This window comes from Candidatus Planktophila vernalis, assembly GCF_002288185.1.
GTDB lineage: Bacteria > Actinomycetota > Actinomycetes > Nanopelagicales > Nanopelagicaceae > Planktophila > Planktophila vernalis.
In genome coordinates, this window is record NZ_CP016776.1 from 1,133,335 (window position 1) to 1,155,997 (window position 22,663).

The 22,663-nt window shown below is 45.8% G+C and carries 16 protein-coding genes; 6 read left to right on the plus strand and 10 right to left on the minus strand.

All coding sequences use genetic code 11. From position 1 onward, the window contains the following. Window positions 1-93: 93 nt before the first annotated feature. Together A7sIIA15_RS05955 and nudC are read right to left on the minus strand one after the other, a co-directional pair. Entirely contained in the window at window positions 94-1,767 is a 1,674-nt protein-coding gene (locus tag A7sIIA15_RS05955; protein ID WP_095686230.1) for an ATP-dependent helicase, read from the minus strand. Then, window positions 1,767-2,714: an NAD(+) diphosphatase gene (gene nudC / locus A7sIIA15_RS05960; protein WP_095686231.1), complete on the minus strand. Its 948-nt coding sequence runs from the start codon at window positions 2,712-2,714 to the stop codon at window positions 1,767-1,769. The genes A7sIIA15_RS05955 and nudC overlap by 1 nt, the downstream gene beginning before the upstream one ends. Before the next feature lie 27 nt (window positions 2,715-2,741). On the opposite strand from nudC, the gene A7sIIA15_RS05965 reads away from it, so the two are divergent. Continuing rightward, window positions 2,742-3,545: an endonuclease/exonuclease/phosphatase family protein gene (locus tag A7sIIA15_RS05965; RefSeq protein ID WP_095686232.1), complete on the plus strand. Its 804-nt coding sequence runs from the start codon at window positions 2,742-2,744 to the stop codon at window positions 3,543-3,545. Here the strand turns inward: A7sIIA15_RS05965 and A7sIIA15_RS05970 are convergent. The 5 genes from A7sIIA15_RS05970 to typA form a co-directional block, all read right to left on the minus strand. Then, a complete protein-coding gene (locus tag A7sIIA15_RS05970) occupies window positions 3,542-6,724 on the minus strand; it encodes an ATP-dependent helicase (RefSeq protein WP_095686233.1) in 3,183 nt (1,060 codons plus the stop codon). The genes A7sIIA15_RS05965 and A7sIIA15_RS05970 overlap by 4 nt on opposite strands. An 11-nt stretch (window positions 6,725-6,735) precedes the next feature. Next, window positions 6,736-9,840, minus strand: a complete 3,105-nt coding sequence (locus tag A7sIIA15_RS05975; protein WP_095686469.1) for an ATP-dependent helicase — start codon at window positions 9,838-9,840, stop codon at window positions 6,736-6,738. Window positions 9,841-9,961: 121 nt separating this feature from the next. Next, window positions 9,962-10,420, minus strand: a complete 459-nt coding sequence (locus A7sIIA15_RS05980) for a hypothetical protein (protein ID WP_095686234.1) — start codon at window positions 10,418-10,420, stop codon at window positions 9,962-9,964. Window positions 10,421-10,428: 8 nt separating this feature from the next. Beyond that, window positions 10,429-11,097 carry a hypothetical protein gene (locus tag A7sIIA15_RS05985; RefSeq protein WP_095686235.1) on the minus strand — a complete coding sequence of 223 codons (669 nt, stop codon included), beginning with the start codon at window positions 11,095-11,097 and terminating at the stop codon, window positions 10,429-10,431. A 159-nt stretch (window positions 11,098-11,256) separates the two neighbouring features. Beyond that, on the minus strand, window positions 11,257-13,158 hold the full coding sequence (typA, locus tag A7sIIA15_RS05990) for a translational GTPase TypA (protein WP_095686236.1): 1,902 nt from the start codon (window positions 13,156-13,158) through the stop codon (window positions 11,257-11,259). Between the two features lie 249 nt (window positions 13,159-13,407). On the opposite strand from typA, the gene A7sIIA15_RS05995 reads away from it, so the two are divergent. Beyond that, entirely contained in the window at window positions 13,408-14,835 is a 1,428-nt protein-coding gene (locus A7sIIA15_RS05995; RefSeq protein ID WP_095686237.1) for an esterase-like activity of phytase family protein, read from the plus strand. A gap of 52 nt (window positions 14,836-14,887) precedes the next feature. Here A7sIIA15_RS05995 and A7sIIA15_RS06000 read toward each other — a convergent pair whose 3' ends face one another. Further along, on the minus strand, window positions 14,888-16,372 hold the full coding sequence (locus A7sIIA15_RS06000) for a CoA-acylating methylmalonate-semialdehyde dehydrogenase (RefSeq protein WP_095686238.1): 1,485 nt from the start codon (window positions 16,370-16,372) through the stop codon (window positions 14,888-14,890). Between the two features lie 60 nt (window positions 16,373-16,432). On the opposite strand from A7sIIA15_RS06000, the gene A7sIIA15_RS06005 reads away from it, so the two are divergent. Beyond that, the gene (locus A7sIIA15_RS06005; protein ID WP_095686239.1) at window positions 16,433-17,785 is read left to right on the plus strand and encodes an aspartate aminotransferase family protein; all 1,353 of its coding nucleotides are present in this window, start codon (window positions 16,433-16,435) and stop codon (window positions 17,783-17,785) included. Here A7sIIA15_RS06005 and ychF read toward each other — a convergent pair. Beyond that, window positions 17,782-18,855 (minus strand): redox-regulated ATPase YchF, encoded by a 1,074-nt coding sequence (ychF, locus tag A7sIIA15_RS06010; protein WP_095686240.1) that lies wholly within the window; start codon window positions 18,853-18,855, stop codon window positions 17,782-17,784. The two genes, A7sIIA15_RS06005 and ychF, sit on opposite strands and share 4 nt — an antisense overlap. Window positions 18,856-18,906: 51 nt before the next feature. Between ychF and A7sIIA15_RS06015 the strand changes: the two genes are divergently transcribed. Continuing rightward, window positions 18,907-20,058, plus strand: a complete 1,152-nt coding sequence (locus A7sIIA15_RS06015; RefSeq protein WP_095686241.1) for a DNA recombination protein RmuC — start codon at window positions 18,907-18,909, stop codon at window positions 20,056-20,058. Beyond that, the gene (locus A7sIIA15_RS06020; RefSeq protein WP_095686242.1) at window positions 20,059-20,469 is read left to right on the plus strand and encodes a hypothetical protein; all 411 of its coding nucleotides are present in this window, start codon (window positions 20,059-20,061) and stop codon (window positions 20,467-20,469) included. It abuts the gene before it with no gap. Here A7sIIA15_RS06020 and A7sIIA15_RS06025 read toward each other — a convergent pair. Beyond that, on the minus strand, window positions 20,466-21,419 hold the full coding sequence (locus A7sIIA15_RS06025) for a 4-hydroxy-3-methylbut-2-enyl diphosphate reductase (protein WP_095686243.1): 954 nt from the start codon (window positions 21,417-21,419) through the stop codon (window positions 20,466-20,468). The genes A7sIIA15_RS06020 and A7sIIA15_RS06025 overlap by 4 nt on opposite strands. Before the next feature lie 25 nt (window positions 21,420-21,444). On the opposite strand from A7sIIA15_RS06025, the gene xseA reads away from it, so the two are divergent. Next, on the plus strand, window positions 21,445-22,659 hold the full coding sequence (gene xseA, locus A7sIIA15_RS06030; RefSeq protein WP_095686244.1) for an exodeoxyribonuclease VII large subunit: 1,215 nt from the start codon (window positions 21,445-21,447) through the stop codon (window positions 22,657-22,659). The last annotated feature ends 4 nt before the right edge of the window (window positions 22,660-22,663 follow it).

A 22,663-nucleotide genomic window follows, 5' to 3' on the forward strand; every position in this document is an offset into this window, starting at 1 on the left:
ACTTCGTTTCCGCCATGAAAACGATGAAAGGCAAGGGTAAAGCATGGGGCCAACCTCGTGCAAGTTAATTAAATCCCGCATACCCACGGGTAATTAAGGGGTGATAAGGCCAGCTTCTGCCAAGAAGCGTGAGGCTTTCTTGGAATAGCTCATGTGCAGATCTACTTTCGCCCGCGTGATTCCAACATAAAACAAACGGCGCTCTTCATCAATAGATGCTTGATCACCTGTAGTTGAGTTGTTTTCAAGTGGAAGCAGGCCTTCACTTACTCCCATCAAAAACACGCGCTCCCATTCAAGACCCTTAGCCGCATGCAAAGTGGCAAGGGTTGTAACAGGCATTGTTGGTGGGTTGTTTTGTTGCACACGATCTTCTAACTCACGTAAATATGTGCGCAGATTCTTAGGTGTAAAGCCACTATCTGCATCAAGCTCGCGCGCCAAGTGCAACAACGCTGCAATTCCATCAATATGCGCTCCAGTTAAAAACGGTTGCGCCAGTGTGCGCAGCTCATCTAGCCAGGAAACTCCTTCGGTAGGAATAACTGACGCGTTTCGAACAAGCTTTAGGAATTCGCGCACATCTGAGCGATCAAAGAATCTTTCGCTATTGCGCACTTGGTAAGGAACTTTGGCAGCATTCATCGCACGTTCAACTGCGTTGAGTTGACTGTTAGTACGAGCCAAGACTGCGATTTCCTGCGGAGCCGTTCCTTGAGAAATCAACTGAGTGATTGAACTAATGATTCCTGCAATCTCAGAAGACTCATCGTTATATGCATCTACTGATGGCTTATCACCATGATCATTGAGGGCAACTAACTCTTGGCCCATCTGAGCTTTGCGCAAAACAGAGTTAGCCATAAAAGTAATTTCAGGAGTTGATCGATAACCAGTTGTTAGACGAACTACTTCGGCTTCTGGGAAGCGCTGCGTAAATGAATTGAGGAACACAGGAGTTGCTCCAGCAAATGAATAGATTGTTTGTGCAGGATCACCCACAACGCAGATTTCTTGGCGTGAACCTAGCCAAGCATTAATCAAACGTTGCTGCAGTGGTGAAATATCCTGATATTCATCCACGGTAAAGAAGCGGTATTGATCCTGCACGCGCTCACGAACTTCACGCTCTTGCTCAATCATGGCCGTTGTAAGGAGCAAAACATCTTCAAAATCCATCGCGCGCTCTTGGTGTTTAACTGATTCATAAGCCGTGTAGACCTTGGCCATTTGTTCTGGATTGATTCGAGGTTTTACCGTGCGCTTCCCCAGCTCAGATAAGTAATCAACTGGTGCAACTTCACTGACCTTTGACCACTCAATCTCAGAGGCGATATCTCGCATCAAATCACGCGATGTAATCGATAACTCCCCCGTTAACTCAGCGCGCTTGATGGCCTCGGTGATGAAGGCAGTCTTTGAGGTAATCAGATCTGGCGTGCGACCACCAAATACTTGTGGCCAAAAAAAGGTGAGCTGTTTAAGAGCAGCTGCGTGAATAGTGCGCGCAGCAACCGATGGCACACCGAGTGAGCGAAGGCGCATGCGCATCTCCCCTGCAGCACGGGCTGTGAAGGTAAGAGCTAATACTTTGTGTGGATCCATCACATTAATTGCTGCCGCATATGCAATGCGGTGAGTGATTGCTCGAGTTTTTCCAGTTCCAGCACCGGCAATAACACACACAGGACCACGTGTAGCAAGAGCAACGGCTCTTTGTTCGTTATCGAGAGATTCTAAAATCTCTTCTGCGCGAAGATCTGACATTAACGCCAGGATTCCCCACCAGTTAAATCACTAACAACATAACCTTCTTTGCCAACATACCAAGCTGTAATCATTTTGCGAGCAACAGAGATTGATGGTGGCAACAAAATATCACTACTTGCCACAGCCTTCTTCATCTCATCTCTTGTAAACCAACGAATCTCAGTGATTTCTTCACCATCAGGTCGCGCATTTTCTGGGTGATCTGTAATTGCTTCAAAGGCAATCATGATTGAAGCTGGGAAAGGCCAGGCTTGTGAGCGCAAGTAATTAATATCGTTGCAATACACACCAGCTTCTTCAAAAACTTCACGTGATACACACTCTTCAAAAGATTCACCTGGTTCAACAAAGCCTGCAAAAGTTGAGAAACGCTTTTCTGGCCATACTGGTTGATGACCTAACAGGATTCGGTCTGTTGAATCTTTTACTAAAACAATTACTGCTGGATCTGTGCGGGGGTGATGTTGTGTTGAGTCTTCAACACACACACGTACTGATCCCCCTAAATCACTTACTGTGGCAGCACCGCACCGTGCACAACACGGATGTGTTGCATGCCAGTTAGCAAGACCAACTGCATGCATTGCTAAGGAGATTTCAACTTCATCCAAGCTACTTCCCAGTTCGCGAAGAGTTGCAAACCCTTCATACTTTTCTTCTTTGGTAGCAGGTTCGTTTATCCACGATGTTCGCCAGGCGAAATATGGTGTGCTGTCATCGCGGCCAAGGCCTAAGAAAAAGCGATCACCTTCTATAAATGAATCCATCTGTGCAGAAACTGTGGCTGCATCACAAAAAACAAGAGCATCATCAGTTGCACTGATTCGCCCATCGATGATCTGAACAATCATCGCCTTTTTCCAGAGCTCTTCTAAGGCCGTGGCATCTGTGCGCAGGTGGCTAGCGCGATTAATCGGGGATAAGGATTGATTGCGCGCGCTCATAGGGGTGAACGCTACTAGCATCGCCCCATGCGCATAACATCGTGGAATCTGCTGCACGGGCTGCCCATTCCCCCCGATGAAGACGCCGATCCGCAGGCTCTGCTCTCTGCCGCCCTTAGCCAGCTAGCCACTGATGTCATTGGCCTGCAAGAAGTCGATTACTTCCTTGAGCGATCAGGTAATCACAATCAAACGGGCAATGTTGCTTCAATTGTGGGCGCAAAAGATTGGGCCTTTGCTCCATCACTTATGGGATCACCAGATGAAGATTACCGAAATCCAACTGAGAGTGATAACAAACTCATTACAAATAAAAGTGATGTAGCACCAGGATCTTATGGAATTGGAATGGCTTCAAAGATTCCAGTTGATTCCTGGCACCGCTTAGAACTTAAAGGCTCACCCGTTGGTGTCTTGATGGCATTTCCAGTTGATGGAAAGTTAAAACGTGTCTATGTCAGAGACCATCCACGAAGTGCACTTGCTGCCAAATTAGATAATGGCTGGCTCATTATCAATACTCATCTTTCATTTGTGCCGGGATTTTCGCTCGCCCAGTTAATAAAGATTAAGCGTTGGGCAAATACTTTGGGTGTAACAGATAAATCTAAGATTCTAATCATGGGAGATCTCAATATTCCTTTTGCCATATTTGCCCACGGATTTAAGTGGAGATCTCTGGCAGCTATGCGCACATTTCCAAGTTGGTATCCAAAGGTGCAGATTGACTACTTTCTTTCCCAAAAGTTAACTGCAAAAGATGTTCAACATATCCAATACCCTCACTCAGGAATGAGTGATCACTTACCACTGCAGATTGAAGTTGATTAAGCCGATTCTTTACTTGCATTTGTAATTAATGCAATAAGAGCACCTTCATCGAGTAAGTCTGCTGGGCGATCAGTAACAGAAGTTGGAACATAGTGAAAAGCCGCACTGATCTTTGAGATATCTGTGCCTGAGAGCTTTGCCCAAGCCAATCTATACATCGCCAACTGCACAGCAGCTGATGCATCCAACTTCGTTGATCCAGTTTTCCAGTCCACTACTTCAAAACCATCAGCTGTTGAATAGATGGCATCGATGCGACCACGCACCAAAATGCCGCCGATAGTTGTCTCAAATGGCACTTCAACGCGGGCAGGTGTGCGATTAGCATAATCACTGCCCAGCCAGGCTTTCTTCAAATCTTCCAGCTTTGAATCTTCTTCCAACGGATCTAAGTAATCCAAGTACTCATCACCAAAGAGCGTTGCTGCATCAGTGAATTGGCGCTCAACCCATAAGTGGAAAGCAGTACCACGACGTGAATATTGATCTTGTCCACGCGGCATGGGGCGGCGAATATTGAGTGCAAGTTCTTGTGGATCCTTATGCAAGGCAACAAGGGTGGAAGTGGAAAGACGTGGAGGCAGCGCGACGCGAATAGTTTGATCTTTCACTTTGCGTTGCTCATTAATCAATGCCTGAGCATCACCAATCCAGGAGTTAACCTCATCAGAATTAGATTCTTGCAGCGAATGGATGGATGCAGATTTCACTAATTCAATGGCAGCATCAAATGCTTGGCGACGATTGCCTAATGGATCGCGTGGCCATTGGGCAGAGGTTGGATTTTCAATCGTTGGGTTTTCTGCGCCATCTTCAGGTGCTGCAACATCACTTACTAACGAGCCACCTAATCCGCTTGCCGCTGCTGCAATCATCGTGAAGATCTCACTTGGTGCAACAGATTGTGTGCCATCTCGCCACCATGATGTTGTGCAGAGTAGATGCGATTTAGCGCGCGTGATAGCAACGTAAGCAAGGCGCATCTCTTCACGCATCTTGATGTTATTAGTGCAATCCTTACCAAAGGCTTTGATTGCCTTTGCCGCATCGCTGTTCTTTTCTATGCCATGCAGAGAAAATCGTGGAAGCTCATGTGCATCCCCGCGCAGCTCAAAGGGCACATGTTTTTCATTCTTAAGCCAATTATCTGAATCACCAGTATTTCCACCAGGAAATGTTCCTTCAGCTAATCCGGGCACAACAACAACATCCCACTCAGCACCTTTTGCCATGTGAATGGTCAAAATCTGCACTACATCACTGCGAATTTCAGGTGCTCCTGCCTTTAGTCCACCTTCAGCATCGGCAGCTATATCTAGCCATACGAGGAAGGCTGAGACTGTTCCGCCTGTGCGCTCAAACTTTGCTGCTTCATCAAGGAAGCGATCTAAGTGTCTGCGACCAGATTGATTGCCATCGCGCAGAGTTATTTCACTTTCTAGGGTTAAGTAGTTTTCGATCTCACTAATCAGATCAGTGATCTGCCCACCAGCTCTGGCGCGTAATCGTCGTAAGTCACTGGCAAATCGGACCAGGCGTTGATATCCAATATCGCTAAAGCCAAACTTCTTCGCATCTGCAATTTCATCTAAGGCATCGATAATCGATCCCGCAAATTGATCATCGGCTTCTAACTGTTCTGGGTTACCGGCGGCAATCTTTTTAATAAATGTCTTTGAATCAGCATGCATAGCTTTAGCGCGATCACGTGAAAATGTGCCTAACGCTGCAATGTCACGTGGCCCTAGATTAATTCGTGGTCCAGTTAAATGACGCATCAATGCAGAACCTGCATCAGGGTCAGTAATTATCTTTAACATTGTCACAACATCGGCTACTTCTGGAACGTGAATCAATCCACCGATTCCAATTACTTCCACTGCGATTCCAGCTTCATGCAACGCTGCTTCTATCGCAGTAATCTGACTGCGCTTTCGCACAAGCACGGCGCATGTCTTGCCAGTTGAGGGAGCCCAATTCTTTTGAACGTATTCAGTAATCGCCTGAGCTTCAGCATCAATAGTTTCAAAGATTCCGTAGGCAACTTCACCTTTGCCTGCTTTTGGTCGCGCTTCTAGTTCAACAACTTGTTGCCCGCCTGCTAACTTAATTTCACCGCTAATGCGATTAGCAACCGACAAAATCATTTCATCATTGCGAAAGGTTGTTGGAAGAGAGAACTGAGCATTGCCCACTTGATCAACGTTCTTAGGGAAATAGGTAGCAAAAGATGCCATGGTGCCGGCAGAGGCTCCGCGCCATGTGTAAATAGCTTGTGATGGGTCTCCCACAGCCATTACTGGATGACCGCCTCCATAGAGAGATGAAAGCATTCGCACCTGTGACTGCGACGTATCTTGATACTCATCGAGCAAAACAACTTTGTACTTACCGCGCTCTAACACACCAACATCTTCAAAGTTCTGAGCAATATCTGCAGCTAATGACATCTGATCATCAAAGGAGAACTCTCCCGCGGCTTTGCGTCTTTGCATAAAGGTTTCAACCATAGGAAGCAGTGAGTTTCTCTGACGCATAGCTTTAGCAACATCACGGACCTCAGCGTTACTACTTCCAGTTAGAGGTTGTAGAGACAATAGAACTTCATTGCCGATACGCTCAATCTCTTCAGCCTTTACTTGATGCTCCAGCATTAACTTAGAGAGCCCCAACAAATCTTTGATGACAGTACTGACTGCGCTTTGATTTCGATATGAATCATCAGACCAGTTGCGCACGATATCAGATGCAATCTGCCAAATTGCAGCCTCACCCAAAGGCTCTGCATCTGCATCTATGCCATAGCGAATTGCATGCTCACTTAGTAGCTTGCCTGCATAGGAGTGATAGGTAGTAACAGATGTGGCAGTCGAAGTAATGTGTTTGAAGTCTTTGTCAGTAGCTAATTGACGTAAGCGCTTTCGAATACGAACAGAAAGCTCTCCTGCAGCTTTGCGCGTAAAAGTTAGCCCCAGGATCTGATCAGGTGTAACAAAGCCATTTGCCACCAAATACAACACACGATTAGACATCGTTTCAGTCTTACCTGAACCAGCACCAGCAATTACTACTGAAGGCTCTAGTGGACTACTAATAATTTCGGATTGATATGTTGTAACAGGCTTGAGTCCAAGCTTTTCAACTATCTCTTCCGGTGAATATTTAGCTACTCGCTCCATGTTTGTAAATATCACTGCTCAATCACCGTCCGTCCATCATTTTGAACGGGGCAGGATTTGCGCACTGGGCAGCCTTTACAGCGCTTATTTACGGTGGCAAAGAAAGTAGCAGCTCCCATGCCGTCTGCAATCTCATTCAATTTCTCTTTTGTCGCCTCAACATCAATAACATGTTGTGGTCTAAGGGTTGCACCTGCGGTACTTGTGCCCAGATACACCAGCTCTGCTCCAGCACTGACATTGCCTTGTGTAAAGCCACCTTCAGCAATACCCACTTGGTAACTTGCTAGCTGCAGATTCTCTTTGGCATCCTTTAATGAAATGGCCGTTCCACCGGTCTTGAAATCAATAATAAATAGTGAACCATCGGCTTCAACCTCTAATCGATCCACAATTCCTCGAATTCGAGCACGACCCAATTTCACATCAAATCTAATTTCAGCATCCACAACTTCTCGCTTGGATTCATTGTGGTAGGTAACAAACTTCTCAAGCATTGTTACAGCGTTTTCTAAATGTGAAGCACTGACCCAGCCAGACTCTGGATCAATAAGCTTCCATGAACTTTCTAGATTTGCAATCAAATCTTGCTTAGATGTTCCTGGCTCTTGCACCATCTTGGCGGCAAATGCGTGAATGGCAGAACCTAAAACTTGAGCGGTGCTATCACCATCAGTGCCACCATTATTTTGCAGGAACCATTTGACTCCACATTCAACAAATGATTCAGCTCCACTAGGAGACACAACAACTTCTAAATCTGGATCAATAACTGGAGCATCTGTACTCAGTGGCACAGATCCAATCCAACTTGCAGGATCTGCTAAATATATTCCTTCAGCTGCCATTGCACTAAGCAAAGAAGCCGCTTCTTTCCCATTTTCGCCATCTAATTGACTACGAAGTTCTGCGACAAGAGCAGGGGCGGTAATAGGCCTTGGTACTTCGGTTATCTCCGGCTCTAGCGCTTCATCAATCTTTTTTACTAGAACTTCAACAGATTCAAAGAACTGTGAAGGCTCTTCATCATCTCGCTGCACGGCAGTAACAAATAGTGATTGTTTGGCGCGGGTTAGCGCCACATGAAACAACCGCTCTTCATCTTGCAATAGACCGCTGGCAGCAATGACATCTAGCTGATCCCGGGCGATATCAGGGTTGCGCTTGCGCTCAACTAAACGCTCTGCACCAAGTAGTGAGGAGCGTTGCTTAAGGTTTGGCCAAGAACCTTCTTGTAATCCTGCAATTGCAACTAAATCCCACTCACGTCCCTTAGCACTGTGAACTGTAAGAATTTCAACGAAATCTGGTCGCACACCTTTAGCCGTAATTACATCGCCAGCAATATCTTCCGTTGCAATTTCAGCAATGAAAGCACCAGGGCCAGAGAGTGGGAAGCGCTCTGAATATCTAGCCGCACTTTCAAACAACTGCATCATTGCATCAAGGTCACGGTCTGCTGCAGCCCCGCGAACTCCAGGACGTAACGCTTGATTGCGCCACGTGCTAGCTAATTTTGCTCCATCACTTGTGACTGCGTTATCCCAAATAGCCCACAGCAGTTCATCTGCTGTTGCTTTCTTGTTTCTAGCAACTGCCCGAGCTTTTTCTAGCAGCTCATGCACGCGCACAATCTCAGTTGCACCTTCAATAAACAACTCACCTGAATCAAGGGCGGCAATGAGCAACTGAGTTCCCGTGCGATCGTCACCATCTGCCCGAGCAGCAATCAACGCCCGGCGAATTCGACGCAATGAAATCGAATCTGCCCCGCCAAATTCACTCATCAGCAAACGCTCAGCAGAATCAAAGTTGAGCGGTTGTTGTTTAAGTGCAATGCGAGCTAAAAGTAAGAAGGGCGCAATTGCGGGATTACCAGCTAAAGCTTGGAGTTCAGATGCAACGGGAATACCAACCTGAGAAAACGCTCGTCGCAGCGATGATGCCTGTATTCCAGGGCTGCGCAAAATAACTGCCATGTTGCTATATGAAATACCTTCACGCAGATGCGCACTACGGAACTGATGGGCAATAAATGCTGCCTCTTCTGCCCCTGATCTAAAACGATGGACCTGTACTTGGCCCGTTTTTTCATTGCCACAGCTGCGTTTGCGCGTGGTCTGTGAACCCTTCATACTTTTGGCAAAGCTCAATCCCACATCAAAAATACTTGAAGAATTTCTAAAGCCTGTGTTTAAAATAATCTCTTTCACCCGATATGGATCAAGGGCTGCCGATAAACCATCAGGATCTGCTCCGCGAAAGCGACCAACCGCAGAGTCTGCATCAGCAGCGATGATGACATCATTGCCGGTGAGCATGGCAAGCAGTGCGCGCTGGGCAGGATCAGACTCTTGAAACTCATCAACCATAATTGTCGTAAAGCGTGCTCGCAGAGCTGAGAGAACATCTGGGTTGTTATGAAGGTGAATTGCTGCGCGTGAGACTAATTCAGATGGATCAATGCGCAGCTTTGCATCGGTTGCACTAATTTCTCGCATCACCATTGAATTCAAATAGCGCTTCCAAAACTTAGCAGCAGCCGACCAATACTTCTCACCCTCAGTTGTCCCAAGCTTTTCTAACTCATCTGGTCCAATACCTCGCTCAGAGGCACGCAAGATTAAATCGCGAAGCTCACGAGCAAAACCATTGGTGGTTAGCGCTGCATGTAAATCTTCTGGCCACTCTTTATAACCATCTGCAATATCACCTTGCAAGAGCTCTTTGATATAACTCTCTTGCTCTGGACCACTAAGCAGAATTGGTTCAGGATCATCCTTTGCTTTCATCTTAATAATTGAAAAAGCAAGTGAGTGAAATGTTCTAGCTAAAGGTTCAAACATTGTTTTAGTCGTGCGAAGTGCGATGGCATCACGTAATTCAGAAGCTCGTTCGCGACCAAAGGTGAGAAGAAGAATTGAATCTGGATTTTGGCCCTCTCGGATGCGAGCAAGTGCAGCTTCAACTAAAACCGTTGTTTTACCTGTGCCAGGTCCACCGTGTACAACTAATGCAGAACCGCGATGTGTGACTGCGCTTTGCTGATCAGGGGAAAGCGTAGGTATGACACGAGGAGCGCTAGGTGCAACGAAGGAAAAGGGCGCTTTACTCACAGTGAGCATCTTGCCCGAAGGGTGCGACAAATAGGCTTGTTTGAGCCTGCTGGGAAAGAAAAGTATTGATTCAATGCCTGGACTTGGATTCCCATTTCAGCACATATCTGCTCAGTAGGAATTAACTTTTCTTTCTAGGCGCCTTCTCAATTAAAGAGATGATAAATAAAACGGCCAGCACATAGAAAGAAGCTCCATTAAGGCTCTCACCTGGCGGGGTTGCTTCGGCAGTTACAGGCATAATCTTCCCTGAAATTAAGCGAAAGATTGGCTCAATGACAAGAGTCAACGCAATTAGTGGCGTCAGGCCTGGATATTTGAAAAATAAAACATAAAGCAGAAGCACAAGCAGTAGCTGAGTCGCTCCCCATTGGTGAAATATCGCAATTATGTTGTCTCCACCCTCAACAGAAATGTCAATACCTGCGATGCTGTTTGCTCCACCATCTGAGGCAAAGAAGTGAATGCAGCTGCGCACCACAATGACAAACATGTAAATGGCCAAGAGAATGCGCACTGCGCGATAGCCACTAAATTCTGATGGATTCTTTGGAAGAACCTTTCTTATATCCAGTTTCATACCGTCTCCTAGAAAGTTGAACCGATTCTTGTTGGTTGGATGTTTTTGCCGTGCATTGTTAATGCAAGCCCTTTGTTGCTTAGTGAAATTGATTTAACACTCATACCTTTGGGTGCACTCAAAGTTCGCACGCTCTTACTTTTAATCTGGTCCTTAATCTCTGCAGGTAAAGAATCAGCAGGTATTTCATTACCGAAGAGTGACACGCCTTGAAGTTCAAAGTAGATCTGATTACCTGAATACTTTGGAACAAGGATTGCGGTTCCAAGACCGCCTGATCCAACAGATACTTGCAAGGTATTTCCTACAATTTGGGCATCATTAAAATCAGCTAATTGTGTGATTGTGGAGGCAGGAATGATTGCCGTTACATCCAGTGACCCGATGACATTTGGATTAGCCTTAGAAATATCTTGTGCATTGATTGCTAATGAAGGTTTAAAAGTAGAATCTTTCAAAGCATATTCACCAACATTGATGCGAATCGACTTGATTGAGTCGGACGCGATATTGCCAGGAATATCTAACAAAGGTATGGAAGCAGTTACATCTGTTGCCCTAGGCATAACTTCATACACTCTCGTAGTAATGCGTGAGGAGATAGTTTTCTCAACAGTAATAGCACCTGTAGCAAGGACTGCAACTAAGGCTATAGGTATTACTCGGCTCTTTTTCATTAACTCAAACTCCCCTTAGTTATCGATGTGGCAGTGTATAGGAGGAATTTGTGAATAAGTTTAAGAAAACTTATTGGTGAGAGTTTGAGAGCTTGGCACCGGCAATGAAAAAACCCCACACCAAATTAACGGTGCGGGGCTTTTCCTGTGAATTACCTGTTAGTTAGCGTTCAGGTTCGCCTTCTTCTGGCGCGCAGTAGTACGGGCACGCTCGTCACCATCAAGAACAACCTTGCGGATACGAACTACAGCTGGCGTAACTTCAACGCACTCATCTTCACGGCAGAACTCAAGAGCACCTTCCATGTTGAGCTTCTTAGGCGGAATCAAACGCTCTGATTCATCTGTGCCTGAAGCACGCATGTTTGTAAGTTTCTTTTCGCGAACACAGTTAACGTCCATGTCATCTGAACGAGAGTTCTCGCCAATAACCATACCTTCATAGACTTCATCGCCTGGCTCAACAAATATTGTTCCGCGATCTTGTGTTCCATAGAGTGCGTAAGAAGTAACTGTTCCCATACGGTCTGAAACAAGTGAACCTGTTCCGCGTGTACGGATATCGCCATACCAAGGCTCGTAACCATCAAATACGTGGTGGAGTAATCCTGTTCCACGAGTTTCAGTTAAGAACTCAGTTCTAAATCCAATAAGTCCACGAGAAGGAACCTTGTAGTCAAGACGGATCCAACCGGTTCCGTGATTAACCATTTGCTCCATGCGTCCCTTACGAAGTGCCATCAACTGAGTTAGAACACCTAGATATTCTTCAGGTGCATCAATTGTTAAACGCTCCATCGGTTCGTGGATCTTTCCATCAATCTTCTTGATAACTACCTGTGGCTTACCAACAGTTAGTTCAAAACCTTCGCGCTTCATGATTTCAACAAGAACGGCAAGCTGGAGTTCTCCGCGACCTTGAACTTCCCATGTATCAGGACGTTCTGTGTTTAACACGCGCAATGAAACGTTACCGACAAGCTCTGCATCCAGACGGCCCTTTACTTGGCGTGCTGTAAGTAGTTTTCCACTCTTGCCTGCAAGAGGAGATGTATTGATACCGATAGTCATAGAAATTGATGGTTCATCAACGATGATTAATGGCAATGCATGTGGATCTTCAAGATCTGCAAGGGTTTCACCCAAAGTAATCGTTTCAATACCTGCCACAGCGATGATGTCACCTGGGTGAGCTTCCATCGCTGGAACACGATCGAGTGCTTCAGTAATTAAAAGCTCTGAAACCTTCACGCGCTCGGTAGTTCCATCAGTCTTAATCCAAGTAACAGATTGGCCCTTTTTAATAACACCTTCGCGCACGCGGCATAGCGCCAAACGGCCAAGGAATGGGGAAGAGTCAAGGTTAGTTACGTGTGCCTGAAGTGGTGCACCTTCGTGATAGACAGGCGCTGGAATTGCGCTAAAGATTGTGTCGAACAAAACATCTAAGTTTTCTTCTTCTGGCATTCCGCCATCTGCTGGGCGCTTGAGTGATGCGCGACCAGCTTTAGCTGATGCATACACAACTGGGAATTCAATTTGTTCTTCAGTTGCATCTAGATCTAAGAACAATTCATATGCTTCATCAACAACTTCAGCAATACGTGAATCGGGACGGTCAACCTTGTTGATTAACAAGATAACGGGCAAGTTCTTCTCTAGCGCTTTGCGCAAAACGAAACGTGTTTGTGGCAATGGACCTTCTGATGCATCCACTAACAAAATAACGCCATCCACCATTTCAAGTCCACGTTCAACTTCACCACCGAAGTCTGCGTGGCCTGGTGTATCAATAATGTTAACGATTGTGTCACCGCGCTTAACCGCAGTGTTCTTAGCAAGAATCGTAATTCCCTTTTCGCGCTCTAGATCCATTGAATCCATCATGCGGTCATTGCTATCGTCTTGCTTCTTATAGGCAGCAAAAGCACCTGACTGCCACAACATGGCATCGACTAGAGTTGTTTTACCGTGGTCAACGTGGGCGATGATGGCAACGTTGCGAAGATTTTCGCGCTTTTTTACAGGCAGGTCTTTAAGATGCTCTTGAATCTTGGCCACGAAAACTACTTTCCTAGTGAAGCCAGCCGTTATCAGGCCCTGCCTCTATCCAACGATTTGGGTATTACAGAGGCCAATTCCATCGGCCACACGTAGATATTCTACCTTTTGCAGCGGATATGGACTAATTGCCCCACTCATGTGCTGATGTTTCATGCCTGTTAACCCTGCATTCAGGGTGTAGATGCAATTTGCACTCTTTTAGCGCCTATTTTCTCTCGGATACATACGGAGAACAAAGGAGAATTAATGAAAAAATTCATTTTGGCTTCATTAGCTGCCGTGGCACTTGTGGTGCCTCAGGCCGTTTTCGCAGCAGATGCACCAGTTTTAGTTTCGACAGCGGTACTGCCAGATATAACTCTTAAGTCAGCTTCAAATGCAGCAATCGCAGATTCAGTTGCTAATGATCAGGGCGTCTTACTTGGCGGACTTGGTTCAGATCTTTATCACATCCCAGGTGATGCGGCAGATATTTTCTACGCAATCACAGACCGCGGGCCAAACAATGACACAGTGCAACCTGACAAATCTGCAGGAACTGGATTCGTGGTTCCAACTTTCTCTCCACTCATTCTGAAAATTCAGATTTCAGGTTCTCAAGTAAAAATCCTTGAAACAATCGCGATTAAGACAAAAAGTGGCGCTGGCGCGACAGGATTGCCAAACATTAAGGGTTATGACGCGGTTCCAACAGATGTAAAGGGAATTACCGCAGACACTTTATACAACCTATCTGGTCTAGATGCAGAGGGTCTTGTTAAAACTGCAAATGGTGATTTTTGGATTGTAGATGAGTACGCCCCAAGTTTGGCTCAGCTCTCATCAACTGGGGCTATCAAGGCCCGCTATGTTCCCACTGGTTGGAAAGGAAACCCAACAAGCTTTAAAGCTGTGAAGTCAATTCCTTCTCTTTACCTCACTCGTAAGGCCAACCGTGGCTTTGAAGCGCTTGCACTGACACCAGATGGAAAAACACTATTTATCGGCCTACAAAGCCCGCTGCTAAATCCAACAAAGGCAGTTGGTGATGCAAGTCTTGCAACTCGTATTTTGCGCTTTGATCTTGGATCGAAGAGATTTACGGGAGAATTCGTATTTGGATTTGAAAAGGTTTCACTTGTTGATGCTAAAGCGACAAAAAACAGTGATTTAAAGTTATCAGCAATGGTGGCTCTAGATTCAAATACTCTACTGGTGCAAGAGCGCACAGATAACTCTTACTTGCTCTCAACAATCACAATTGATGAATCAGCAAATATCTTAGGAAGTAAGTGGGATTTAGCTGCTACATCACCATCGCTTGAGTCATACACCGGTGTTGGAACCAACGCTGAAGTTGAAAAGTTGATTGCTGCAAGCAACAAGAAGATTGTCTTTAACAGCACCTCAATTGCATCCATGCCGGGCAAGATAGAAGGCGTGGCAGTACTTGATGCCAACCACATCGTGGTCGTAAACGACAATGACTTTAACTTCGCATACAACACAACTTCAGGTTTGGTTGACATCGGAAAGTTGAAGACATCATTCCTGACTATCAAACTGCCAGTTGCACTTCCAACATATCCTGAAGCTGCGGCAGCCAAGTATGGAAAGAAGTGTTCGGAGGCTGGGCTGGAAGCCCCAGGCTTAACGTGCACGGCATTTCAGGGTGACCTACGCTGGAGAAAGTAATTTAAAGAGAAAAAGCCCCGCAGATTAATCTTTGCGGGGCTTTTTCTTTATCTTAATCATTTTGTGGGAAACCTAAGTTAATTCCACCATGGCTTGGATCTAACCAGCGGCTTGTAACAACTTTGCCGCGAGTAAAGAAATGAACACCTTCAGTGCCATGTGCATGTGAATCACCAAATAATGAGTTCTTCCATCCACCAAATGAGTAATAGGCCATTGGCACTGGAATAGGAACGTTAATTCCCACCATTCCTACTTCTACTTCATTCTGGAAACGTCGAGCTGCTCCACCATCATTGGTGAAGATTGCTGTGCCATTTCCATATTGATGTGAGTTAACTAAATTCAATGCCTCGTCATAGGTATTAACGCGAAGAATGCTTAAAACTGGTCCAAAGATTTCATCGGTATAGACCGACATCTTTGGGCTCACGTTATCGAGCAGAGTTGGCCCAAGGAAGAAGCCATCGCCATCAACTTTTAGATCGCGTCCATCAACAACAACTGTTGCACCTTCTTTAGCTCCGGCTTCAATATAAGAAGCAACTTTGTCACGGTGAACTGCTGTCACAAGTGGGCCCATGTCGCTGCCCTTTGTGCCATCGCCCGTAACAATGTTTGCCATACGGGATTTAATGCGTGCAACCAATGCATTTCCAATAGGTTCAACAGCAACGATTGCAGAGATTGCCATACAGCGCTCTCCTGCAGAACCAAAGCCTGCGTTAATGGCAGCATCGGCTGCTAGTTCTAGATCTGAGTCTGGAAGAACAATCATGTGGTTCTTAGCCCCGCCCAATGCTTGAACGCGCTTTCCTGCTTTTGTTCCAGTTTCATACACATAGCGTGCAATAGGAGTTGAACCCACAAATGAAATTGATTTGATTCCTGGGTGAACAAGGAGTGCATCTACAACTTCTTTATCTCCATGAACAATATTGAAAACACCATCTGGCAATCCCGCTTCTTTCCACAACTGCGCCATAAACATTGCAGCAGATGGATCTTTCTCAGAAGGCTTAACAACAACGGTGTTTCCGCAAGCAATGGCAACTGGGAAGAACCACATTGGCACCATTGCTGGGAAGTTAAAGGGAGAGATGATTGCAACTGGGCCAAGTGCTTGGCGGATTGAATAGACATCTACTCCAGTTGATACTTCCTCTGAAAATCCACCTTTGAGCAGATGCGGAATGCCACAAGCAAACTCAACTACTTCAAGACCACGTGTTACTTCACCTGCAGCATCACTTAATACTTTTCCATGCTCTGCAGTAATGAGAGCTGCAATCTTTTCTTTGTTTTGTGCAACTAACTCACGAAAAGCAAAAAGAACCTGTGTGCGCTTAGTCAGTGAGCTATGGCGCCATTCGGCAAAAGCTGCTGTTGCTGCAGACACGGCTGAATCAACGGTGGCAGCATTTCCAAAGGCCACAGTCCCCGTTACTTTTCCAGTTGCTGGGTTATAGATATCTCCCGAGCGTTCTGGCTTCTTGGTATCGAGGGCGCCGTTGATCCAATGCGTAATCTGAGTCATAGGTGCAATCTACTTCAGGCGTTAAGATGGCGCTACCTACTAGATAAAAGGCTAACTTTCATGAGTGCACCAAAGAGCGATCCAGCAAAGCAAGAGGCCGTAAGTGCTGCTGACCATAAATATGTATTTCACTCATGGTCTGCCCAAGGTGCAATTTCGCCTATGCCTATTGCAAGCGGTTCAGGATCTAGGTTTTGGGACCATGCAGGCAAAGTTTATTTAGATTTCTCTTCACAGTTAGTTTTCACAAACATAGGCCACCAGCATCCAAAAGTTGTTAAAGCTATTCAAGATCAAGCTGAAGTTCTAACAACTATCGCACCGCAACATGCCAATGATGCCCGTAATGAAGCAGCCCAGCGCGTTGTTGAATTAGCTGGCGATCACTTTGCAAAGGTTTTCTTTACTAATGGCGGCGCAGATGCGATTGAAAACGCTATTCGCATGGCCCGCTTACACACTCACAAGCACAAGGTGCTATCTACCTATCGTTCTTATCACGGCAACACAGGTGCTGCTATTAATGCAACTGGAGATCCACGTAGATTCCCTAATGAGTTTGCTTTTGGCCATGTTCACTTCTTTGGTCCATATCTCTATCGCACTAACTTCTGGGCAACAACTGAGGAAGAAGAGTGCAAGCGTGCACTAGAGCATCTTGAACAAACAATTATTTTTGAGGGTCCAGGAACAATTGCTGCAATCTTGATTGAATCAGTTCCAGGAACTGCTGGCGTGTTAATGCCACCTAAGGGTTATCTTGATGGAATCCGCGCATTGTGCGATAAATACAAGATTCTATGGATTGCAGATGAAGTCATGTCTGGATTTGGTCGCACAGGTAAGTGGTTTGCATACCAACATGGCGCAGCTGTTCCAGATCTGATTACTTTTGCTAAGGGCGTTACCTCTGGTTACGTCCAACTTGGCGGCGTAGTAATCAGCGATGCAATTTCAAAGACCTTTGATGAAAAGGTATTTCCTGGCGGCCTGACATATATGGGTCACCCATTGGCATGTGCAACGGCAGTTGCAACTATCGATGTCATGAAGGAAGAGAAGATGCTGGAAAACGCCACAATGATTGGCGAAACCATCCTTGGTCCTGGCTTAAAAGAGTTAGCTAAGAAGCACAAAGTTATTGGCGATATCCGTGGCGCAGGTGTTTTCTGGGGCGTGGATATGGTCTCTGATCGTGCAACGCATGAGCCACTAGCTCCATACGGTGCATCAAGTCCTGCAATGAATGAATTAGTGGCTGCATGTAAGAAGCATGGATTAATGCCATTTAATAACTTCAACCGCATTCACTTGTGCCCACCATGCAATATTTCAGTTGAAGATGCAAAGCTTGGTCTTGAGATGTTGGATAAGGCACTTAGCGAAATCGGAAAGTATTACACCGGCAATTAGACGTTGAACCTAAATTCAACAACATCTCCATCTGCCATTACGTAATCTTTGCCTTCCATGCGCACTTTTCCTTTAGAGCGCGCTTCGGCAACTGATCCCGCTTCCATCAAATCAGCAAATGAAACGATTTCAGCTTTAATAAAGCCCTTTTGGAAATCAGTATGGATAACACCTGCAGCAACTGGTGCGGTGTCACCTTTGTGGATTGTCCATGCACGACATTCTTTAGGTCCTGCAGTTAAGTAAGTTTGTAGTCCTAGAGTTCTAAAACCAACATGGGCCAAAGTTGCAAGCCCTGGTTCTTGCAAACCAATTGATTGCAAAAGCTCTAGCGCATCTTCATCACTTAGCTCTGCAAGCTCTGCTTCAGTCTTTGCATCTAAAAAGATTGCCTCTGCTGGTGAAACTAACTCTTGTAACTTCTTTCGAAGCTCTCCGTCATTTAATTCCGCAGCATCAACGTTGAAAACATAAAGGAATGGCTTTGCAGTAAGTAGGTGAAGCTCTGCTAGATCTTCTCGGTTAATTGAGCTTTGTGAAAGTGGGCGACCAGATTGCAACCATTCATTAGCAGCCTTTGCTGCCTCTAGTGCTGGTGCTTTCTCTTTTGCAATTCGTACTTCTTTTTCAAGACGTGGGATTGCCTTTTCAATTGTTTGCAGGTCGGCCAGGGCCAACTCAGTATTAATCGTTTCAATATCACTGGCTGGATCAATACGGCCATCGACGTGAACAACATCGCCATCGTTAAATACTCGAATAACCTGGCAGATCGCATCAGTTTCACGGATATTTGCTAAGAACTTATTGCCAAGGCCCGCACCTTCTGATGCACCTTTAACAATTCCTGCGATATCAACAAAGGAAAGAGCGGCAGGTAAAAGCTTTTGTGAGCCATAGATAGTTGCCAGCTTTGCCAAGCGATCATCAGGCACACCAACTACTCCAACGTTGGGCTCAATGGTTGCAAAGGGATAGTTAGCAGCCAGGACGTTGTTCTTGGTCAATGCGTTGAAAAGGGTGGATTTACCCACATTTGGCAGACCGACGATTCCGATAGACAGGCTCATAGTGGGTAGAGCCTACGCGGGATTGTCAGTGCAAACTGCCACGATAGGCCCATGCCCGCATACGTAGTAACCCTTCTTATAGGCCTGATGGCCGGAGCCGCTATTGGATATCTAGTTGCACGCCTTAAATCTGCATCCTCTGTTGCAGATCGTGCACTCCTAGATGATTACAAATCTCAGTTAGAAGCAGAGCGCAGCAAAACAGAGTCAGCCGTTAAGTTAAATGCAGAGCTCGTTGCAATGAAAGAGTCAGTTGAAAAACTCTCAACCCAAGCCAATGAGGCAAATCGCATTCGCACTGAGGCTGAAGCAAAGTTAAATACAACAATTCTTGAGATGCGCCGTGCCTCTGAATCCATCTTTGATGAAACAAAAAAGATTGCTGGCGCACTTTCTAACTCTCAAACCCGCGGCAAGTTTGGTGAAGCCCAACTTGAACTATTACTACAAGGTGCTGGCCTTCGCGAAGATCACGAGTATTTCCGCCAGAAATCAACGACTGATTCTGATTCATCAGGTATTCCAGATATCACTGTGAAGATGCCTGGTGGCAGTCATATCTTTATTGATTCAAAGTTTCCTTTTGATCGCTTCTTAGAAGCATTTGATCCAGCTAATGAGGCAGATCGCGATGAGTTTTTACAAGCTCACACTAAAGATTTGCTCAAGCACATCGAAGCCTTAGCAAAGCGCGGCTATCACAAGTCCCAAGGCTCTCCAGATTTCGTTGTTCTCTTTGTTCCTTTTGAGACTTTGTTATCTGAAGCCCTGCGCCTAGATTCAAATCTGCTGGAAAAGGCTTTTAAAGTAGGCGTAACTGTTGCCACACCAACATCGATGATGGCGCTACTTCGCACTATTGGCTATATCTTCACGCGCAATAAGTTGGCTGAAAACGCTGATGAGATTCAAAAGGTTGCAAGTACCTTCTTAAAAAACATCACTCTCCTACACACCAAGATTGTGGCAGTTGGTAAAGCTATTTCATCGACATCTAAAGCCTATGAAGATCTAGTACCAACGGCTGAAAAGACTGTCCTTAGCCCAGCCCGTCGCATTCATAACTTGGGTGTTACTGGCGATAAAGATAAACTGGCTATTGAATACCCAGAGGCACCAGCATCAGTTCGTGAACTCAAGAGTGATGAACTAGGCGATGATGACTTTATTGATGCAGAAGAGATAACAGATGGAGAAAAGTAAATGAGCACCGTAACTAAAATGGCGATTCAGGGCCCTGGACTTAAAAAACAAGGCATCGTCGTGCTGCAGAGCTTCTTTATTGGTTTCTTTACTTTCATTGAACTCTGGTTGCGCAGTGGTGTTGGAATCCTGACAGGTGCAATGATTCTTCTTTCATTCTATGGCGCACTTCGCTTTGGTCGCCCTGGCACAACCTATGTCTCTGTTGTTACTCCACCGCTGGCTTTTGCCGCCAACGCTCTTTTCTGGATCATGATCTTTGATGGCTTTAGACCATCCCGCGTTGGCATTGATTTCATTGCAGCACTTGCGAGCGTGGCACCGTTTCTTATCATCGGTGCTACCTATGGCTGGTTTGTTTATTTAAATGCAAAGGCAAAAACTAAGCCTTCTAAAGCCCGTAGAGATTAAATCCCAGCTGCTTTCATATCTTTTCGAAGCTCCGGTGGCAGCGCAAAGAGCAGTGATTCTTCCATTGCTGTAATTGTTTCAACATCGCCATAACCATGCTCGGCCAGGGTCTTTAAAACATCAGTAACTAAGATCTCTGGAACAGATGCACCACTTGTTAAACCAATAGTTTCAACTCCGCTAAACCACTCATCTTGAATCTCTTCGGCATAGTCAACTAAATACGATGCTTTTGCTCCATACTCCAGGGCTACTTCAACCAAGCGCACAGAGTTAGAAGAGTTTTTAGATCCAACAACAATGACTAGATCTGCTTGTGGGGCGATAGTTTTAATCGCTTCTTGGCGGTTTTGTGTGGCATAGCAAATGTCATCACTAGGTGGATCTTGAATCTCTGGAAAGCGCTCCTTCAAGATTGCAACAGCATCAAGAGTTTCATCAACGCTAAGTGTGGTTTGCGATAGCCAGACAAGTTTCTTTCCTGGAGTTGGTTCAACTGTGCGAGCACCATCTAGGCCATCAACAATTCTGACCTGACCAACTGCTTCACCTGCTGTGCCCTCAACTTCTTCATGACCGTGGTGGCCGATAAGCAAAATTTCAGCATCTTCTGCAGCAAAGCGTCTTGCTTCCATATGCACTTTAGTTACAAGTGGACAGGTTGCATCAATTGTCTTTAATGATCGGGCAGCTGCTTGTTCGTGAACGAGTGGTGCAACACCATGGGCTGAGAAAACAACGGTCTTGCCCTCTGGAACTTCATCAGTTTCATCAACAAAGATGGCACCTTTTGATTCCAAACTGGCAACAACGTGGACGTTGTGAACAATCTGCTTTCTCACATAGACAGGTGCTCCATAGAGGGCCAAGGCTTTTTCGACCGTGATAACAGCGCGGTCAACACCTGCGCAATATCCGCGGGGCGCAGCAAGTAGAACTCTCTTAGCCATGAGGGGAGTCTATTAGGCTGGGCACATGTTCGAAACTTCAAGTGAATCCCCCGCGCCTGTGCGGGTGGTCACTGAAGCAATAAAAGAATATGTAGATCGCCTTGGCCCTATCTGGGTGGAAGGTGAAATCTCAGAACTCAATGAACGCAGCGGCATGATGGCTTTTATTCGCCTGCGCGACCCCAGCGTTGATATGTCCTTATCGGTGATGTGTCACAAATCAGTTATTGCAGCGATTCAACCTCTGCCAGCGAATGCGCGCGTAGTGATGTATGCAAAGCCATCTTGGTATACAAAAAACGGCTCCCTTACTTTATCTGCCCGAGAAATCCGCCAGGTAGGTGTGGGTGAATTACTTGCCCGTCTTGAAGCGTTAAAAACTCTGCTTGCCTCTGAGGGATTATTTGATTCAGATCGAAAAGTTAGTTTGCCACTACTGCCAAAAAAGATTGGTCTTATCTGCGGTCGCAATACTGATGCAGAAAAAGATGTTGTTGAAAACGCTAAACGCCGCTGGCCCAGCGTTGAATTTGAAATCCGTGAAGTCACTGTCCAAGGTGCTGCGGCAGTATCTGAAGTATCTGAAGCGCTGCGCGAACTAGAGGCAAATAAAGATGTTGAAGTCATCATCATTACTAGAGGCGGCGGATCCTTTGAAGATCTACTGCCCTTTAGCGATGAGTCATTAGTGCGACTTGCAGCATCCTGTGTAACTCCGATTGTTAGCGCCATCGGCCATGAAAAAGATTCTCCGCTACTTGATCTCGTTGCAGATTTTCGAGCATCGACTCCAACCGATGCTGCAAAGCGGGTTGTGCCAGATATTGCCGAAGAGATAGAGATGATTTCAAAGCTGACCGATAGAGCCCGTCGCACATTGCTGGCTCGCATTGAAATGGAATCCACCCGCATTAAATCCTTCAAAGATCGCCCAGTAATGAAAGATCCTCACGTGATCATCACCTCTCGTGCTGAAATCATTGTGGCGCTTAAAGATCGTGCCCATCGCTCTTTTGCTGGCCATGTCAAAGTTGCTAAAGAAGAGTTAGTACAAATCAAGGCCCGTGTTCGAGCTCTATCACCACAGGCCACCTTGGATCGTGGTTACTCAGTAGTGCAGTTAGCCAACGGCGATATTGCCCGTGATGCAACGAAGTTAAAAGCAGGCGATGTTTTGCGCTTGCGCCTTGCAAAGGGCGAGACCAATGCCACAGTGACGCCGAATAATACAAAGGAGTAGATTT

Bases quoted from the DNA above. Each gene is read 5' to 3' on its own strand.
- A7sIIA15_RS05955 (WP_095686230.1), bottom strand. From the start codon at position 1,767: ATGTCAGATCTTCGCGCAGAAGAGATTTTAGAATCTCTCGATAACGAA.
- nudC (WP_095686231.1), bottom strand. From the start codon at position 2,714: ATGAGCGCGCGCAATCAATCCTTATCCCCGATTAATCGCGCTAGCCAC.
- A7sIIA15_RS05965 (WP_095686232.1), top strand. From the start codon at position 2,742: ATGCGCATAACATCGTGGAATCTGCTGCACGGGCTGCCCATTCCCCCC.
- A7sIIA15_RS05970 (WP_095686233.1), bottom strand. From the start codon at position 6,724: ATGGAGCGAGTAGCTAAATATTCACCGGAAGAGATAGTTGAAAAGCTT.
- A7sIIA15_RS05980 (WP_095686234.1), bottom strand. From the start codon at position 10,420: ATGAAACTGGATATAAGAAAGGTTCTTCCAAAGAATCCATCAGAATTT.
- A7sIIA15_RS05985 (WP_095686235.1), bottom strand. From the start codon at position 11,097: ATGAAAAAGAGCCGAGTAATACCTATAGCCTTAGTTGCAGTCCTTGCT.
- A7sIIA15_RS05995 (WP_095686237.1), top strand. From the start codon at position 13,408: ATGAAAAAATTCATTTTGGCTTCATTAGCTGCCGTGGCACTTGTGGTG.
- A7sIIA15_RS06000 (WP_095686238.1), bottom strand. From the start codon at position 16,372: ATGACTCAGATTACGCATTGGATCAACGGCGCCCTCGATACCAAGAAG.
- A7sIIA15_RS06005 (WP_095686239.1), top strand. From the start codon at position 16,433: ATGAGTGCACCAAAGAGCGATCCAGCAAAGCAAGAGGCCGTAAGTGCT.
- ychF (WP_095686240.1), bottom strand. From the start codon at position 18,855: ATGAGCCTGTCTATCGGAATCGTCGGTCTGCCAAATGTGGGTAAATCC.
- A7sIIA15_RS06015 (WP_095686241.1), top strand. From the start codon at position 18,907: ATGCCCGCATACGTAGTAACCCTTCTTATAGGCCTGATGGCCGGAGCC.
- A7sIIA15_RS06020 (WP_095686242.1), top strand. From the start codon at position 20,059: ATGAGCACCGTAACTAAAATGGCGATTCAGGGCCCTGGACTTAAAAAA.
- A7sIIA15_RS06025 (WP_095686243.1), bottom strand. From the start codon at position 21,419: ATGGCTAAGAGAGTTCTACTTGCTGCGCCCCGCGGATATTGCGCAGGT.
- xseA (WP_095686244.1), top strand. From the start codon at position 21,445: ATGTTCGAAACTTCAAGTGAATCCCCCGCGCCTGTGCGGGTGGTCACT.